General features: G+C 68.0%; 13 protein-coding genes and 1 pseudogene. 9 read left to right on the forward strand and 5 right to left on the reverse strand.

Features of this window, described 5'->3' with window-relative positions:
* Positions 1-205: 205 nt before the first annotated feature.
* Positions 206-595: pseudogene (locus tag A9X04_RS26010) on the forward strand (DUF222 domain-containing protein); the annotation flags it as partial.
* Positions 596-612: 17 nt separating this feature from the next.
* Complete coding sequence (locus A9X04_RS26015; RefSeq protein ID WP_102416925.1) at positions 613-1,113, forward strand: histidine phosphatase family protein; 501 nt, start codon at positions 613-615, stop codon at positions 1,111-1,113.
* A gap of 4 nt (positions 1,114-1,117) precedes the next feature.
* Here the strand turns inward: A9X04_RS26015 and A9X04_RS26020 are convergent, their stop codons facing one another.
* On the reverse strand, positions 1,118-1,660 hold the full coding sequence (locus tag A9X04_RS26020) for a DUF3558 domain-containing protein (protein ID WP_067927043.1): 543 nt from the start codon (positions 1,658-1,660) through the stop codon (positions 1,118-1,120).
* Positions 1,657-2,169: a DUF3558 domain-containing protein gene (locus A9X04_RS26025; RefSeq protein WP_156764543.1), complete on the reverse strand. Its 513-nt coding sequence runs from the start codon at positions 2,167-2,169 to the stop codon at positions 1,657-1,659. The genes A9X04_RS26020 and A9X04_RS26025 overlap by 4 nt, the downstream gene beginning before the upstream one ends.
* Positions 2,170-2,350: 181 nt before the next feature.
* Between A9X04_RS26025 and A9X04_RS26030 the strand changes: the two genes are divergently transcribed.
* The 4 genes from A9X04_RS26030 (at position 2,351) to A9X04_RS26045 (ending at position 9,105) form a co-directional block, all read left to right on the forward strand.
* Complete coding sequence (locus A9X04_RS26030) at positions 2,351-4,108, forward strand: ABC transporter ATP-binding protein (protein ID WP_067927048.1); 1,758 nt, start codon at positions 2,351-2,353, stop codon at positions 4,106-4,108.
* Positions 4,105-6,003, forward strand: coding sequence for an ABC transporter ATP-binding protein (locus tag A9X04_RS26035; RefSeq protein WP_067927052.1), 1,899 nt, complete (start codon positions 4,105-4,107; stop codon positions 6,001-6,003). Before A9X04_RS26030 ends, A9X04_RS26035 begins: the two co-directional genes overlap by 4 nt.
* Before the next feature lie 41 nt (positions 6,004-6,044).
* Positions 6,045-7,187: a BTAD domain-containing putative transcriptional regulator gene (locus tag A9X04_RS26040; protein ID WP_067927055.1), complete on the forward strand. Its 1,143-nt coding sequence runs from the start codon at positions 6,045-6,047 to the stop codon at positions 7,185-7,187.
* Positions 7,188-7,344: 157 nt separating this feature from the next.
* Positions 7,345-9,105 carry a serine/threonine-protein kinase gene (locus A9X04_RS26045; protein ID WP_067927058.1) on the forward strand — a complete coding sequence of 587 codons (1,761 nt, stop codon included), beginning with the start codon at positions 7,345-7,347 and terminating at the stop codon, positions 9,103-9,105.
* 60 nt (positions 9,106-9,165) lie between these two features.
* Here the strand turns inward: A9X04_RS26045 and A9X04_RS26050 are convergent, their stop codons facing one another.
* On the reverse strand, positions 9,166-9,750 hold the full coding sequence (locus tag A9X04_RS26050; protein ID WP_067927061.1) for a hypothetical protein: 585 nt from the start codon (positions 9,748-9,750) through the stop codon (positions 9,166-9,168).
* A gap of 313 nt (positions 9,751-10,063) precedes the next feature.
* Positions 10,064-11,182 (reverse strand): adenylate cyclase regulatory domain-containing protein, encoded by a 1,119-nt coding sequence (locus A9X04_RS26055; RefSeq protein ID WP_067927064.1) that lies wholly within the window; start codon positions 11,180-11,182, stop codon positions 10,064-10,066.
* Positions 11,183-11,311: 129 nt separating this feature from the next.
* Here A9X04_RS26055 and A9X04_RS26060 point away from each other — a divergent pair, with 129 nt between their 5' ends.
* Complete coding sequence (locus tag A9X04_RS26060) at positions 11,312-11,806, forward strand: DNA-deoxyinosine glycosylase (RefSeq protein ID WP_067927067.1); 495 nt, start codon at positions 11,312-11,314, stop codon at positions 11,804-11,806.
* Here the strand turns inward: A9X04_RS26060 and A9X04_RS26065 are convergent.
* Positions 11,801-13,204, reverse strand: coding sequence for an amidase (locus A9X04_RS26065; protein WP_255396503.1), 1,404 nt, complete (start codon positions 13,202-13,204; stop codon positions 11,801-11,803). The genes A9X04_RS26060 and A9X04_RS26065 overlap by 6 nt on opposite strands.
* A gap of 37 nt (positions 13,205-13,241) precedes the next feature.
* Between A9X04_RS26065 and A9X04_RS26070 the strand changes: the two genes are divergently transcribed.
* Together A9X04_RS26070 and A9X04_RS26075 are read left to right on the forward strand one after the other, a co-directional pair.
* Positions 13,242-13,670, forward strand: a complete 429-nt coding sequence (locus A9X04_RS26070) for an HIT family protein (protein ID WP_067927147.1) — start codon at positions 13,242-13,244, stop codon at positions 13,668-13,670.
* A gap of 10 nt (positions 13,671-13,680) precedes the next feature.
* Entirely contained in the window at positions 13,681-14,127 is a 447-nt protein-coding gene (locus A9X04_RS26075; protein WP_067927069.1) for a nitroreductase family deazaflavin-dependent oxidoreductase, read from the forward strand.
* The last annotated feature ends 12 nt before the right edge of the window (positions 14,128-14,139 follow it).

Genomic DNA, 14,139 nt, shown 5'->3' on the forward strand with positions numbered 1-14,139 from the left:
GCCTCAAACGACGCCTCTCCGACGCGGTCTACCGACAACTAACCCGCGATGCCCACCCAGACGAGGCGGACCCGGGAGGACACTCGGGGGCGACTCTGTTGTCTCGCGCGATCGGCTAATACCCCGTACACCGACACTTCAGACAAGTCACTTCCCGGGCCCGCAATCACACGCTACAACCAACACCCTTGACACAGAGAGGCGTCACTACTTGGCCGTCTTCGACAACGCCAAACCCCTGGCCCTGTACCACACCAAACGCCTGGCCTCCCCCGGTCAGCGAATTGTGCTGTACGCCAAGGACCGCGGATGTACGGCGCCGGGCTGCACCGTGCCCGGCTACCTCTCCGAAGTCCACCACGTCACCGACTGGGCCCAATGCCGGCGCACCGACATCACCGGCCTCACCTTCGCCTGCGGACCCCACCATCGCATGCTCAAACCCGACGGCTGGACCACCCGCACAAACACCAAGGGCCACACCGAATGGATCCCCCCACCCCACCACGACCGCGGCCAACCCCGCACCAACACCTACCACCACCCCGAAAAACTGCTCCACCACGACGACGACGATGACGACGACGCGGCATAGGGGTTAGCGTGGCTCCCGTGAAAGATCAGCGCACATTGCTGTTGATGCGCCACGCGAAATCCGACTACCCGCCCGGGGTCGCCGACCACGAGCGGCCGCTGGCGCCCCGCGGCGTCAAGCAAGCGGGACTCGCCGGCGATTGGCTGCGCGCCAACGCTCCAGCCATCGACGCCGTGCTGTGTTCCACCGCAACCCGTACGCGGCAGACGTTGGCCAACGCACGAATCGACGCGCCCGTGCGCTACAGCGAGCGGCTTTACGGCGCCACGCCCGGCATCATGATCGAAGAAATCAACACGGTCGGCGGCGAAGTCGAGACACTGCTGGTCGTCGGTCACGAGCCGACGATGTCGGACCTGGCTCTCGGCCTGGCCGGCAGTGGCACCGACTCGGCTGCCGCCGAACGGATCTCGGCGAAGTTCCCGACGTCGGCGATCGCGGTGCTGACCGTGCCGTTCGGGTGGAAGGACCTCGAGCTCGGCCGCGCTGCGCTGATCGGCTTCGAAATCCCGCGCTGAACGGCTACGAGTTCGTGGCCAGCGTCAGCTCCATCAACTTGAGCGCCTGACCGCACGCGTCGATGCCCGGCGCCTGGGGGTTGACCCACCACCCGACCACGCCCGCGGCGTCGCTGGCCACTCCGCACGCGCCGTTCGGGTCATCCGGGCGCATCACGATCGAATCGATCCCGGCGATGTTGCGGGACTCGACCTTGTACTTCAGGAAGTCGGCGACCTTGCGCTCGTTGCTGAGGCTGCCCTGCTCGAACCAGAACCGGGTGATGTCGATCAGCCCGGCGGGGTTGGCCGCCTGCCACCGGCAGATCGCGCCGACGAACGTGCTCTGGATGTCGAGCGGGTCGGCACCCACCGTCTTGGCCAGGATGTCGCTGGTGAGCACCTCACACTCCTTGAGCAGGTTCGGATACTGCTGCTGGGAGTTGTTGTTGCGGGTCGGGCCGCCCGCCTTGACGGCGTTGCCGGCGACGGACCTCGAACAACCCGTGATGACCACCAGGGCAGAGATCAAGATGGCTACAACCGCGCGAACGCTTCTCGTGGTCATTTCGAGTTCGCAATCGACTGACGCGCCAGCTCCTTGGCGATGTCGCACGGCGGCGGGAACGGCTTTTGGCTGAAGCTGATCGACCATTCGAAGAAGTCGTCCTGGAATTGAATGCCCACCTCGCAGAGTGAGTCCCCCAAATTCGGCTCGTTGCCGATGGCGATGAACCCGCTGTGTCCGTTGATGTTGATGTCGTCGACGCTGGCGCGCGACAACTCCTCGGTCTTGCGTTCACGTCCGATCGGGCTGCCGCGATACCAGGAGAAGGAGAAGTGCGGACCAAGGATGCCGCCGCCCGCCAGCCATTGGCAGCCGACCGAGTTCCGGGCGGTGTTGATCAGGCCCGTCACCTTCGTCAGTTCCGCCACGGTCTGATCGGTGATGCCCCCGCACTGGGGGAACATCGGGCCGTGGTGGCCCTCCGCGTTCCCCGGCGCCGACGAGGACGTCGCACCTGGCTTATTGCCGCCCGAGTCGGAGCACGCCGCCACCGTGAGCACCAGGATCATCAAGGCTGACGCCCCAGCGACGAGCGCCCTCGCGTTACGCCGCACCGCTACCCTGCTCTTGCTCAGCCTGCTCCCGGTCCACACGATGCACTGTAGCGGCAGCTCAGCGGGTCAACCACCGACGCGCCTGAGCAGGCGTTTCAGTTACACCGCCGGACGCGCCGTGTGCGACAGTTACGAAATGCTCCTGGCACTGCTGCGCCAGTACATCCGGCCGTACCGGCGGCTGGTCGCGGTGCTGATGGTGTTTCAGGGCATCAGCACCCTGGCGTCGCTGTACCTGCCGACGGTCAACGCCGCGATCATCGACGAGGGCGTGGCCAAGGGCGACACGTCCACGATTGTCAGGCTCGGCATGGTGATGCTCTCGGTCACCGGGCTGCAGGTGTTGTGCGCGGTCGGGGCGGTCTACTTCGGGTCGCGAACCGGGATGGGCTTCGGTCGCGACCTGCGCGCGGCGATGTTCGAACACATCACGACCTTCTCCGAGCACGAGACCGCCCGCTTCGGCGCGCCCACGCTGTTGACGCGGAGCACCAACGACGTCCGCCAGATCCAATACCTGGTTCAGATATCGAGCACCGTGCTGGTCACCGCGCCCATCATGTGCGTGGGCGGAATCCTGATGGCCATCCACCAGGAGGCCGCGCTGACCTGGCTGCTGCTGGTCAGCGTTCCCATCATGGCGTTGGCCAACTACTGGGTGATGGCACACATGCTGCCCCTGTTCCGCAGGATGCAGGGCCTGATCGACGGCATCAACCGGGTGATGCGCGACCAGCTGTCCGGCGTCCGCGTCGTGCGCGCGTTTGCCCGTGAACGCTATGAGCGCGACCGGTTCGCCCGCGCCAACGCCGCGCTGTCGTACACCGCGCTGACCGCCGGGAACTGGCAGGCGGTGATGCTGCCGGTGACCACGTTGACCGTCAACGTGTCCAGCGTCGCGCTGATCTGGTTCGGCGGGCTGCGCATCGACCGGGGCCAGATGCAGGTCGGCTCGCTGACCGCGTTCCTGGCGTACTTCACCCAGATCCTCATGGCGGTGCTGATGGCCACGATGACGCTGGTGGTGCTGCCCCGAGCATCCGTGTGCGCCGAACGGATCACCGAGGTGCTCTCCACCCGGGCCGCGGTGACCGATCCGCAGCGGCCGGTGTTCCCGGCCGGCGGGATCACCGGGGTGGTGCGCCTCGACAGCGCCACCTTCACCTATCCGGGCGCCGATCGCCCCGTGCTGCAGGACGTTTCGTTGACCGCACATCCCGGCACCACCACGGCCATCGTCGGCAGCACCGGGTCGGGCAAGTCGACGCTGGTGTCGTTGATCTGCCGGCTCTACGACGTGACCGGCGGCGCCGTGTTGGTCGACGACATCGACGTCCGCGACTACCACACCGAGCGACTGTGGTCGGCGATCGGGCTGGTTCCCCAGCGCGGCTATCTGTTCTCCGGCACCGTCGCGGACAATCTCCGCTACGGCAAGGCTGACGCGACCGACGAGGAAATGTGGGAAGCGTTGCGGGTGGCCGACGCCGACGGATTCGTGCGCGCACACGACGACGGGCTCCGCATGCGGGTGGCCCAGGGCGGCATCAACTTCTCCGGCGGTCAGCGGCAACGACTGGCGATCGCCCGCGCGGTCATCCGCCACCCCGCCATCTACCTCTTCGACGACTCGTTCGGCGCGCTCGACGTCCACACCGACGCACGGGTCCGCGCGTCGGTGAGGCAAATAGCGGCCGCCGCCACCGTCATCGTTGTCACCCAACGCGTTTCGACCGCCGCCGAGGCCGACCAGGTGATCGTTGTCGACAACGGGAAACTGGTGGGCAGCGGCACCCACGACTCGCTGCTCGCCGACTGCCCCGCCTACGCCGAATTCGCCGACTCGCAGTCGGTGAGCGCGGTGCAATCCGGCCAGGCCGGGGGCACGTCATGACGGCGCCGGCCACCCGCGGCTTGGCCCCGGCACCGGCCGGGCGGTCCCGTGACTTCTGGGGGTCGGCCACCCGGCTGGCGAAAAGGCTTGCCCCACAACGCCGGCTCAGCGTCGCGGTGATCGGCCTCGGGATCACCGGGACGGTGATCGGGGTCATCGTCCCGCGCATCCTCGGCCACGCCACCGACCTGCTGTTCAACGGCGTCATCGGGCGACAGCTCCCCGCGGGCATCACCAAGGCGCAGGCCGTCGCCGCGGCCCGCGCGCGGGGCGAGGGCACCTTCGCCGACCTGCTGTCGGGAATGAGCGTGGTGCCGGGGAAGGGCGTGGACTTCGGCGCGGTGGCGCGAACGCTGGCGCTGGCGTTGGGCCTTTATCTGGTTTCGGCACTGTTGATCTGGGCCCAGGCGCGGCTGCTCAACGTCACCGTGCAGCGCACCATGGTCGCGCTGCGTTCGGACGTCGAGGACAAAATCCACCGGCTGCCGCTGTCCTACTTCGATGGGCGCCAACGCGGTGAGCTGTTGAGCCGGGTGACCAACGACATCGACAACGTGCAGTCGTCGCTGTCGATGACCATCAGCCAGTTGGTGACGTCGATCCTGACCGTGGTGGCGGTGCTCGCGATGATGGTGACCATCTCGCCGCTGCTAGCACTGATCACCGTGGCGGCGGTGCCGCTGACCCTGCTGGCGACACGCGCGATCGCGCGGCGCGCACAGCGCCTGTTCGTGGCGCAGTGGACGAGCATCGGTCGCCTCAACGCCCACATCGAGGAGACCTACAGCGGCTTCACGGTGGTCAAGACGTTCGGCCACCAGGCCGCGGCGCGCGGCCACTTTCGCGACTGCAACGACGACGTCTACCAGGCGAGTTTCGGCGCGCAGTTCTTCTCGGGCCTCGTGGCGCCCGCGACGGGGTTCATCGGCAACCTCGGCTACGTGGCCGTCGCCGTGGTGGGCGGCCTGCAGGTGGCCACCGGCCGCATCACCCTCGGCGGCATCCAGGCTTTCATCCAATACGTCCGGCAGTTCAATGCCCCTCTCGGCCAGGTGGCTGGGATGTACAACACCCTGCAGTCCGGGGTGGCCAGCGCCGAGCGAGTGTTCGATCTGCTCGACGAGCCCGAGGAATCGCCGGACGCCGAGGCCACCCTGGCCCGGCCCGGCGCGGCCCCCACCGGCCGAGTCGAGTTTCAGCACGTCAGCTTCGGCTACCGCCCGAACACCCCGGTGATCCACGACCTGTCGATGGTGGCCGAGCCCGGAACCACGGTGGCGATCGTCGGGCCGACCGGGGCCGGCAAGACCACCCTGGTGAACCTGTTGATGCGGTTCTACGACGTCGATTCCGGCCGGATCCTGGTCGACGGCACCGATATCACGACCGTGAGCCGGCAGTCGCTGCGTTCGCGGATCGGCATGGTGCTGCAAGACACCTGGCTCTTCGACGGGACGATCGCGGAGAACATCGCCTACGGGCGGCCCGACGCCAGCGCTGATGAGGTGGTGCGGGCCGCGAAGGCGGCCTACGTCGACCGGTTCGTGCACACCCTGCCAGCCGGCTACCAGACGCGGGTCAGCGGCGGCGGCGGCAACATCAGCGCCGGCGAGAAGCAGCTCATCACCATCGCCCGCGCATTCCTCGCCCGGCCCCGGCTGTTGATCCTCGACGAGGCGACCAGTTCGGTCGACACCCGGACCGAGGCACTCATCGCCCGCGCCATGTCGGAGCTCCGCCGCGACCGCACGAGTTTCATTATCGCGCACCGGCTTTCGACGGTCCGAGAGGCAGACCGCATCGTCGTGGTCGAGGCCGGACGGATCGTCGAACAGGGCAGTCACGCCGAGTTGCTGGCCAGGCGGGGCGCCTACTACGCCATGACAAGGGCATAGCCACAATGGCAAGCACAATGGGCCGGAAGGACCGATAGTCGATGGTGGACAAGCGTCTCGAACTCGGTCTGCTCGGACCGTTGGAGATGAGCGTTGACGGCACCCCGGTGGCCCTGGGCACCCCCAAACAGCGGGCGGTGCTGGCCATGCTGCTGATGAACCGCAACAGCCCCGTCGGGGTCGACCGGCTCATCACCGCCCTGTGGGACGACGCGCCCCCGTCGGGGGCACGGGCCAGCATCCATTCCTATGTGTCCAACCTCCGCAAGTTGCTCGGCACGGCCGGCATCGACCCGCGAGCGGTGCTGGCCGCGGCGCCGCCTGGTTACCGGCTCACCATCACCGAAAACGCTTGCGATCTGGGCCGATTCATTGCCGAGAAGACCGCGGGCGTGCACGCGGCCGCCAGGGGCGAATTCGAAGACGCCAGCCAGCACCTGACCGCCGCTTTGGCGCAATGGCGCGGGCCCGTGCTCGAGGACCTGCGCGAGTTCGGGTTCGTCGACACCTTCGCGACTTCCCTTGTCGAGGAGAAACTTCAGGTCCACGGCGCGAAGGCGGAGGCCGAAATCGCCTGCGGGCGCGCGTCCGCCGTGATCACGGAGCTGGAGGCGCTGACCGGCGAGCACCCCTACCGGGAACCGCTATGGGCCCAACTGATCACGGCCTACTACCTCACGGACCGCCAATCGGACGCGCTGGCCGCCTACCGCCGGGTCAAGACCACGCTCGCCGACGACCTGGGGATCGACCCGGGGCCGACGCTGCGGTCGCTCAACGAGCGGATATTGCGGCAGGAACCGCTGGACGTGAAGCGCAGCGCCAAGACCGCCGCCGTCGACACCGTCACGGTCCTCGAAGAGCATGCGATGACCTCCGGGCAGCGGGCCATCGCCTACCTGCACGAGGCCTCGGGACGCAGCTACGCGCTGCGAGAGGCGGCAACCCGGATCGGGCGGCTCGGCGACAACGACATCGTCCTCGACAACCCCAAAGTCAGCCGCCACCATGCCGTCATCGTCGACACGGGCACCAGCTTCATCATCAACGACCTCCGATCGTCCAACGGGGTCCACGTGCAACACGAGCGAATCCGCTCCGTTGCCACGCTGCGCGACGGCGATCACGTCCGCATCTGCGACTACGAATTCACGTTTCAGATCGCCGCCGACGGCGAGAGTTAGCAACACCGCGTCCGCCCGGGAAATCGGGTGATTGTCATGCGTCGGGCCGGGTGGAGGCTTACCGTCATGGTTGCTGGGTCAGGGAATTGCGGCTGACCGGTGCGCCCGGTGATTGTCGGGTGGCGATGGTGTGGTGGCTGGGTGTGAAGGATCGGCGATGAGCGATGAGCAGGCCTCGCGGGTGGGTTCGGATTTCGGGCCTTATCACCTGAAGCGCCTGCTTGGACGCGGTGGAATGGGCGAGGTTTACGAGGCCGAGCACACCGTCAAGGAATGGACGGTGGCGGTCAAGCTGCTCTCGGAGGCCTTCAGCAAGGACCCGGTGTTTCGGGAGCGGATGAAACGCGAAGCCCGCACCGCCGGTCGTTTGCAGGAGCCGCACGTGGTGCCCATCCACGACTACGGCGAGATCGACGGCCAGATGTTCTTGGAGATGCGCCTGATCGAGGGCACCGATTTGGACGGTGTGCTCAAACGCTTCGGCCCGCTGTCCCCGCCGCGGGCGGTGGCCATCATCACCCAGATCGCCTCGGCGCTGGATGCCGCCCACGCCGCCGGGGTCATGCACCGCGACGTCAAACCGCAAAACATCCTCATCACCCGCGACGACTTCGCCTACCTCGTCGACTTCGGGATCGCCAGCGCCACCACCGACGAAAAGCTGACCCAGCTGGGCACCGCCGTCGGAACATGGAAATACATGGCGCCGGAACGGTTTTCCAACGCCGAGGTCACCTACCGCGCCGACATCTACGCCCTGGCCTGCGTGCTCTACGAATGCCTCACGGGATCCCCGCCGTACACGTCCAGCAGCGCGGGCGCACTGGTCACCGCCCACACCATGGACCCCGTACCCCAGCCCAGCGCGCTGCGGCCGGGTATTCCCAAGGGCTTCGACGCGGTGATCAGCCGCGGCATGGCCAAGAATCCCGAGGACCGCTACGCGAGCGCCGGCGACCTCGCCCTGGCCGCCCACGACGCGCTCAGCGACCCCGACCAAGACCACGCCGCCACCATCCTGCGCCGCAGTCAGGAAGCCACCCTGCCGGGCACCGGCATGGCCCCTCCCCCCACACCGCCGCCGGCACCGGAGTCGCCGAGACCAGAGTCGCCGACACCCAACCCCGCGCTCGGCTCAACTCCGATACCCGCGCAAAGCGCCCCGACCTGGCGGCCCGACAGCGGCCCCATCCCGGCCGCCGCCCAGCCCCCGGCCACACCGCCCTATTACCAAGCCAGCGCCCATTGGGGCGGCCCTCCACCGCAATTCGGCGGACCGGGTTGGAACCAACCCCCACCCAAACGACGCAACCCCTGGCCCATCATCGCCGCCGTCGCTGCGTTGGTGGTTGTCGTTGCGCTCGCCGCCGTCGGCATCGTCGTGGTCATGGGAGGCGACGACGGTAACCCGCAGGCGAACCGCACCTCGACCACGTCGAGCACCACCAGGGCCGTCACCACCACGACAACGACCCGGGCCGGCAACCCGCAGAGCAAGCTGCTCGGCATGCTGCCCACCGGGTATCCCGGCGGCGCTTGCACGCCCGCGACCCCCAAGTCGAACAGCATCTGGGTGAATGCGCTGGCCATGGTCGACTGCGACCAGAACACCAATCAGGGTGGCCCGTCTCGGGCCGTCTATGGACTGTTCGCCGACGAGGACGTGCTGAAGAAGGCGTTCGACGACGACGTGGCCGCCGTGCAACTGACGAACTGCCCGGGAGCGGGGCAGTCACCGGATGGCTGGCACCACGACAGCACCCCGACGGTGACCGCCGGCACGATCGCGTGCGGAACCTACAAGAACCACCCGAACGTCATCTGGACCAACGAGGCCAAACTCATGCTCTGTGACGTCTACGGGGATCCGCCCGCCCTCGAAGACCTGCACACGTGGTGGACCAACTACGGCGGCTGAGATCTGGTCAAACCCCAACCGGGGCATAGTTTCTCGGTTCGGGGCGGCCGGGGCGCCGGCCTACGACTGAAGGTCCGGGCCCTCCGCGCGCAAGTCGTCGACCGCCGACATGGCGCTACGCAACTTGGCCAACCATTCCTCGGCATGTTCACCGACCAGCTTGACCGACCACGCCAGAGCGTCGGCGCGAGACCGGGCGACACCGGCATCCACCAGCGTGTCGAGCACCTGCCGCTCGGGTTGCTTCAAGCGTGTCATCACCGGAACCGCGATGTGGGTGAACAGGATTCGTTCTGCGCCGGCTTTGGAACCGACCTCGACGCCCCAGGAAACCTTGCGCCCATAGCGATCTTGCGCCTCGTCGGCGATGTGCATTCGCTCCGAACGGGTTTCCTCGCGGAACCGGGAAGCACGTCCTTCCGCGCGGGCCCCGGTCTCCTCGTTCTCCGCGCCCTGCGGTTCCGGCAGCCGCCCGATGACGGTGATTTCCTCGCGGTCGACGATGACCGTCGGGTCGCCGTCGAACCAGCTTTCGGGCAGACGCCCGGCGAACCATTCCGCGGCGTCGCTGGCGTCGGGTTGTTGGGCTTGCTGCCAGCCGCCGGGGCGGCCGTAGCGCCGGCCGTGCGTGTGATGCGATTTCATAATTACATGATTACACCGTTACACGGGTTAGGGAACAGCGTTCACCGGCGGCGAACGCCGCCCGGCGACGGCACGCGCGTCGTGGGCGACGGGCCCGCGAACGGCCGTCCGCGAAAAGGTGTGTTTAAGTGCGGAGAACCCGTTGATATGACCTGCGTCACGTTGTATTTTTGGTAGCGAAGCAGGCCCGGAAACGACCAATTCAAAGCGCCGGAAGTCAGGGTAGAAGACCGGCCGCGTAGGACCCGCGCATGACGGAGCCCAACGCCCCCCAGAGTCGTCCGGGCCTGCCCATGTCGGACGGATGTCCGACTCAGTCCCCGCCGTCGCCCCGGCGAATACGGAAGAGCTTGACCTCGTTCTTGATGCCCTTGAGGCGGCGCGCACCTGCGAACGACCCGTTGAACTCGCCGATGTCCGCAACGGTCTCCCAGGCCGAATCCGCCGCCAGCACGGTGCCCGGACGCGCCACACCGGTGACCCGGCTGGCGACGTTGACCGGGCTGCCGAACCAGTCGCCCGCCCGGCTCACCGCCATGCCGGAGGCCACGCCCGCCCGCAGCCGTGGGAAGTCGTTGTCGGTGTCCACGGCCTCCACCAGCTTCACCACCACGTCGAGCATGGGCAGCGGGTCGGGGCAGACGAACATCACCGCGTCGCCGATCGTCTTGATGAATCGCACCGGCGGGGTGGCGATGTCGCGCGCCAGGACCGCCAGTCGGTTGGCCAGATGCCCCAGCTCCTCTGCCGACACCGCTTCGCCGATCCGGGTGAAGCCGACGAGGTCCGCGAAGGCGACGGTGATCTGGCGCGCACCCGGCAGGGGTTTGCCGGCGGCGCGCTCGGCCGCGTTGACCGCTTCGGTCTCCATCATGTGACGCAGCTGCATGAATAGCATGTGCTGGATCATCGGCCCGAGCTCGGGCGCGATTTCACCCACCAAAGCCTTTGAGGCCTCGGCGATTTCGAGCTCGGTGGCGCCGGGCCGCATGATCGCCGAAAGCGCGGTGTAGCGCATGACCTCGGCGGCGCGTGAGAGCCCTTCGGCGAGCACCCGGACCACGAGCACCACTTGCTCGGGGTCCAGCCCGAGCTCGACGAAACGCTGGGCGTAGGCGGCGGCTTCGCCGTCGGCGCGCATGTGCACGACCGCGTCGGGGTCCTCCACCCGGGCCAGGCCGATCGCGCGCTGCACCCGCTGCAAGAGATCCAGGTCGATGCCGTGGGTCTCGCTGATCTCGCGGGCGGACACGTAGGTGCCGTCGTCACCCATGAGGTGGCGGGTCGCCAGCAGCAGCGGGGGGTTCGTGGCCCTGATCTCGTCGGGGGTGATGCCCTGCTCGAGCAGCCACTCGACCAGCTCCGCCCGCTCAGCGCGTGCGCTGCCCTCTAGTCCGTCGAGCAGGTCCCCGTCCACGTCGCCAACGTACAACGGGCGTCGATCGCGAGCGCGGCGAAGCCGGGCGAAGCGGGTCGGCGCGAATAGGTCCCGTCGATCGCGAGCGCGGCGAAGCCGGGCGAAGCGGGTCGGCGTCGACAGGACACGTCATGATCTGAAGTGATGAGCGCACCGCTGCTGGGGGGTTTTCCACCGGTCGTCGACGAGACTGCCCGGGTGCTGATCCTGGGTTCGTTTCCGAGCGCCCAATCCCTGGCGGTAGGCCAGTATTACGGGAATCCGCGAAATGCGTTCTGGGCGATCACCGGCGAGCTGTTCGGGTTCGACGCGGCGGCGCCGTACGAAAAGCGGCTGGCCGCCCTGCAATCGGCGGGCGTGGCCCTCTGGGACGTGGTGCGCGCCTGCCGCCGCGCCGGCAGCGCGGACTCGGCAATCGAACCCAGGAGCGTGGTGGTCAACGAGTTCGGCGAACTGTTCGCGCGGTACCCCGCCATCGCGCGGGTGTACTTCAACGGCGCCAAGGCCGCCGCGCTGTACCACAGGCTGGCCGAGGCCGATGAGCGCATCGACTACCGACGATTGCCGTCGACGAGCCCGGCCCACGCCGTGCGACCCGGCGTCAAGCTGGCCGCCTGGCGCGAAATTCTTCGCTCATGACACCGGCGGTCGCCGATGCGCCCACGGCCTGGCGGACTCGATCTGCGCGGCCAGCGACAACAACGTCGCCTCCGCGAACGGCCGGCCCACCAGCTGCACGGCGATCGGCAGGCCGTCGCCGTCGAAGTCCCACGGGACGGCCGCGGCGGGCTGTCCTGTCAGGTTCCACACCTGCTGGTAGGGCACGCGCTGCGCCACCGCCAGCAACGTCCACACCGCGCCGCGACGTTGGTAGGCACCGATTCGGGACGGCCCCGTGGCGTTGCCCGGCGTGACGACGACGTCGACGTCGTCGAAGATCGACTGGATCCGGGCACTCGCCGCCGCCTCGGCCTCGCGCAGGGCGACCATCCTGCGATCGGAGAACAGCGAACCGGCGCGCGCCAGGTTGCGGGTGCGCGCTTCCAGGCGTTCGGGATGCGCCAGTGCGTCGGCGTCGTCGCTGATACCCCGCAGATAGCGGGGCAGGTAGTTGGTCATGATGGCCGACGGCGGATAGTCGGGTTCGGCGCGGATGACGTCATGGCCCAGATCGCGCAGCAACGCGCCGGCCTGTTCGACCGCCGTGATCTGCTCCTTGCCGATCCTGACGGGCAACGGCGTGGGAACCTTCGTGCTCAAGGCGATGCGCAGCCGACCGGGGCTACGCGCCGCCGCGGCCGAGAACTCCCCTTCGGGCCCCGGCACGGTGGATGTCGCATCGAGGAACAGCGCGGCGTCCAGCACCGACCGGGCCAGCGGGCCGTTGACGCTGAGCCCGTGCCACGCGTCGTCATGCGGCTCCAACGACACCCGGTCGCGTTGGGGCTTCAGACCGAACAGGCCACACCAGATCGCCGGGATGCGAATCGAGCCACCACCGTCGGATCCCAGCGCCAGCGGAGCCAGGCCGGCGGCCACCGCCGCCGCGCTGCCGCCACTGCTGCCGCCCGGCGTGCGGGTGAGGTTCCAGGGGTTGCGGGTCGCCCCGAAGGCCAGCGACTCGGCGTAGGGAAACATCATCAGCTCGGGCACATTGGTTTTGCCGAGGATGACGGCACCGGCGGCGCGGAGCCGGCGGACCACCTCCGCATCGGAGTTCGCCGCGGGCCGGTGCCCGCCGCTGCCGTACGTCGTCACCTCGCCGGCGACGTCGACGTCGTCTTTGATCGCGATCGGCACCCCGAGCAGCGGCAGCCGCTCACCCGCGTCGAGGCGGTCCTGCGCGACGGCCGCCTCATAGCGCGCGCTGTCGGCCAACACCACGCGGTAGCAGCGCAACTGACTGTCCAGCCGCGCGATCCGCTCCAGATAGATCTCGAGCAGCTCGGGCGCGGTCAGCTCACCGTCGGCCAGCATGCGGGCCTGAGTGGCCGCGCCGGCATAAGCCACATCGCGGGCCGCGTCGCGAGCGTCCACTGCGGCAGCGTATCCCCCGGCCAGTACCGTGGGCGACATGTCCTGCGTGTTCTGTGCGATTGTCGCCGGTGAGGCCCCGGCCATCCGGATCTGCGAAGACGACGAGTATGTGGCCATCCTTGACATCCGCCCGTTCACCCGAGGCCACACCCTCGTGATCCCCAAGCGCCACAGCGTGGATCTCACCGACACCCCGCCCGAGACGCTGGCCGGGATGATCACGATCGGCCAGCGGATCGCCCGTGCCGCCCGCGCAACCGAATTGGCCGACGCGACCAACATCGCCATCAACGACGGCGGCGCCGCCTTCCAGACGGTGTTCCACATTCATCTGCACGTGCTGCCCCGGCGCAACGGCGACAAGCTGTCGGTCGCCAAAGGGATGCTGCTGAGGCGCGATCCCGACCGGGACGCCACCGCGCAGATCCTGCGTTCGGCACTGGCCCGCATCGACGCCAGCCAGTAATACTGGGCTGATGGCATTTCCGTCCTGGGTCGAGCAGCGTCTACTGCCCCCGATGTTGCGCCTGCACGACACCGTCTATCGCAAGACGAACGGCTGGATCGGTCATCGCTTCCTGCTGATACCCAGCCTGCTGCTGCATACCGTCGGCGCCAAGACGGGCCAACCGCGTACCGCGGCGCTCACCTATGCGCGCGACGGCGATGACTACCTGGTGGTCGCTTCCAGGGGCGGCGATCCCCGCGCGCCCGGGTGGTATCACAACCTGCGGAAGAATCCGGACGTGGAAATCAACGTCGGCCCAAGGCGTTTTGCGGTCACCGCCCGCCCCGTGTTACCGGATGATGCCGATTACCCGCGGCTATGGCAGATCGTCAACAAGAACAACGGCGACCGCTACACGGCGTACCAGAAGAAGACGTCGCGGCCGATTCCGGTCGTGGTACTCACGCGGCGTTGACCTTAGACCTGG

The sequence above is a fragment of the Mycobacterium sp. E3247 genome, from assembly GCF_001667785.1.
In the GTDB taxonomy this organism is placed as follows: domain Bacteria; phylum Actinomycetota; class Actinomycetes; order Mycobacteriales; family Mycobacteriaceae; genus Mycobacterium.

What these genes read in the sequence shown, in the direction of transcription:
- A9X04_RS26020 (WP_067927043.1), bottom strand. Translation starts at nt 1,660, where the DNA reads ATGACCACGAGAAGCGTTCGCGCGGTTGTAGCCATCTTGATCTCTGCC.
- A9X04_RS26025 (WP_156764543.1), bottom strand. Translation starts at nt 2,169, where the DNA reads ATGATCCTGGTGCTCACGGTGGCGGCGTGCTCCGACTCGGGCGGCAAT.
- A9X04_RS26030 (WP_067927048.1), top strand. Translation starts at nt 2,351, where the DNA reads ATGCTCCTGGCACTGCTGCGCCAGTACATCCGGCCGTACCGGCGGCTG.
- A9X04_RS26035 (WP_067927052.1), top strand. Translation starts at nt 4,105, where the DNA reads ATGACGGCGCCGGCCACCCGCGGCTTGGCCCCGGCACCGGCCGGGCGG.
- A9X04_RS26040 (WP_067927055.1), top strand. Translation starts at nt 6,045, where the DNA reads ATGGTGGACAAGCGTCTCGAACTCGGTCTGCTCGGACCGTTGGAGATG.
- A9X04_RS26045 (WP_067927058.1), top strand. Translation starts at nt 7,345, where the DNA reads ATGAGCGATGAGCAGGCCTCGCGGGTGGGTTCGGATTTCGGGCCTTAT.
- A9X04_RS26050 (WP_067927061.1), bottom strand. Translation starts at nt 9,750, where the DNA reads ATGAAATCGCATCACACGCACGGCCGGCGCTACGGCCGCCCCGGCGGC.
- A9X04_RS26060 (WP_067927067.1), top strand. Translation starts at nt 11,312, where the DNA reads ATGAGCGCACCGCTGCTGGGGGGTTTTCCACCGGTCGTCGACGAGACT.
- A9X04_RS26070 (WP_067927147.1), top strand. Translation starts at nt 13,242, where the DNA reads ATGTCCTGCGTGTTCTGTGCGATTGTCGCCGGTGAGGCCCCGGCCATC.
- A9X04_RS26075 (WP_067927069.1), top strand. Translation starts at nt 13,681, where the DNA reads ATGGCATTTCCGTCCTGGGTCGAGCAGCGTCTACTGCCCCCGATGTTG.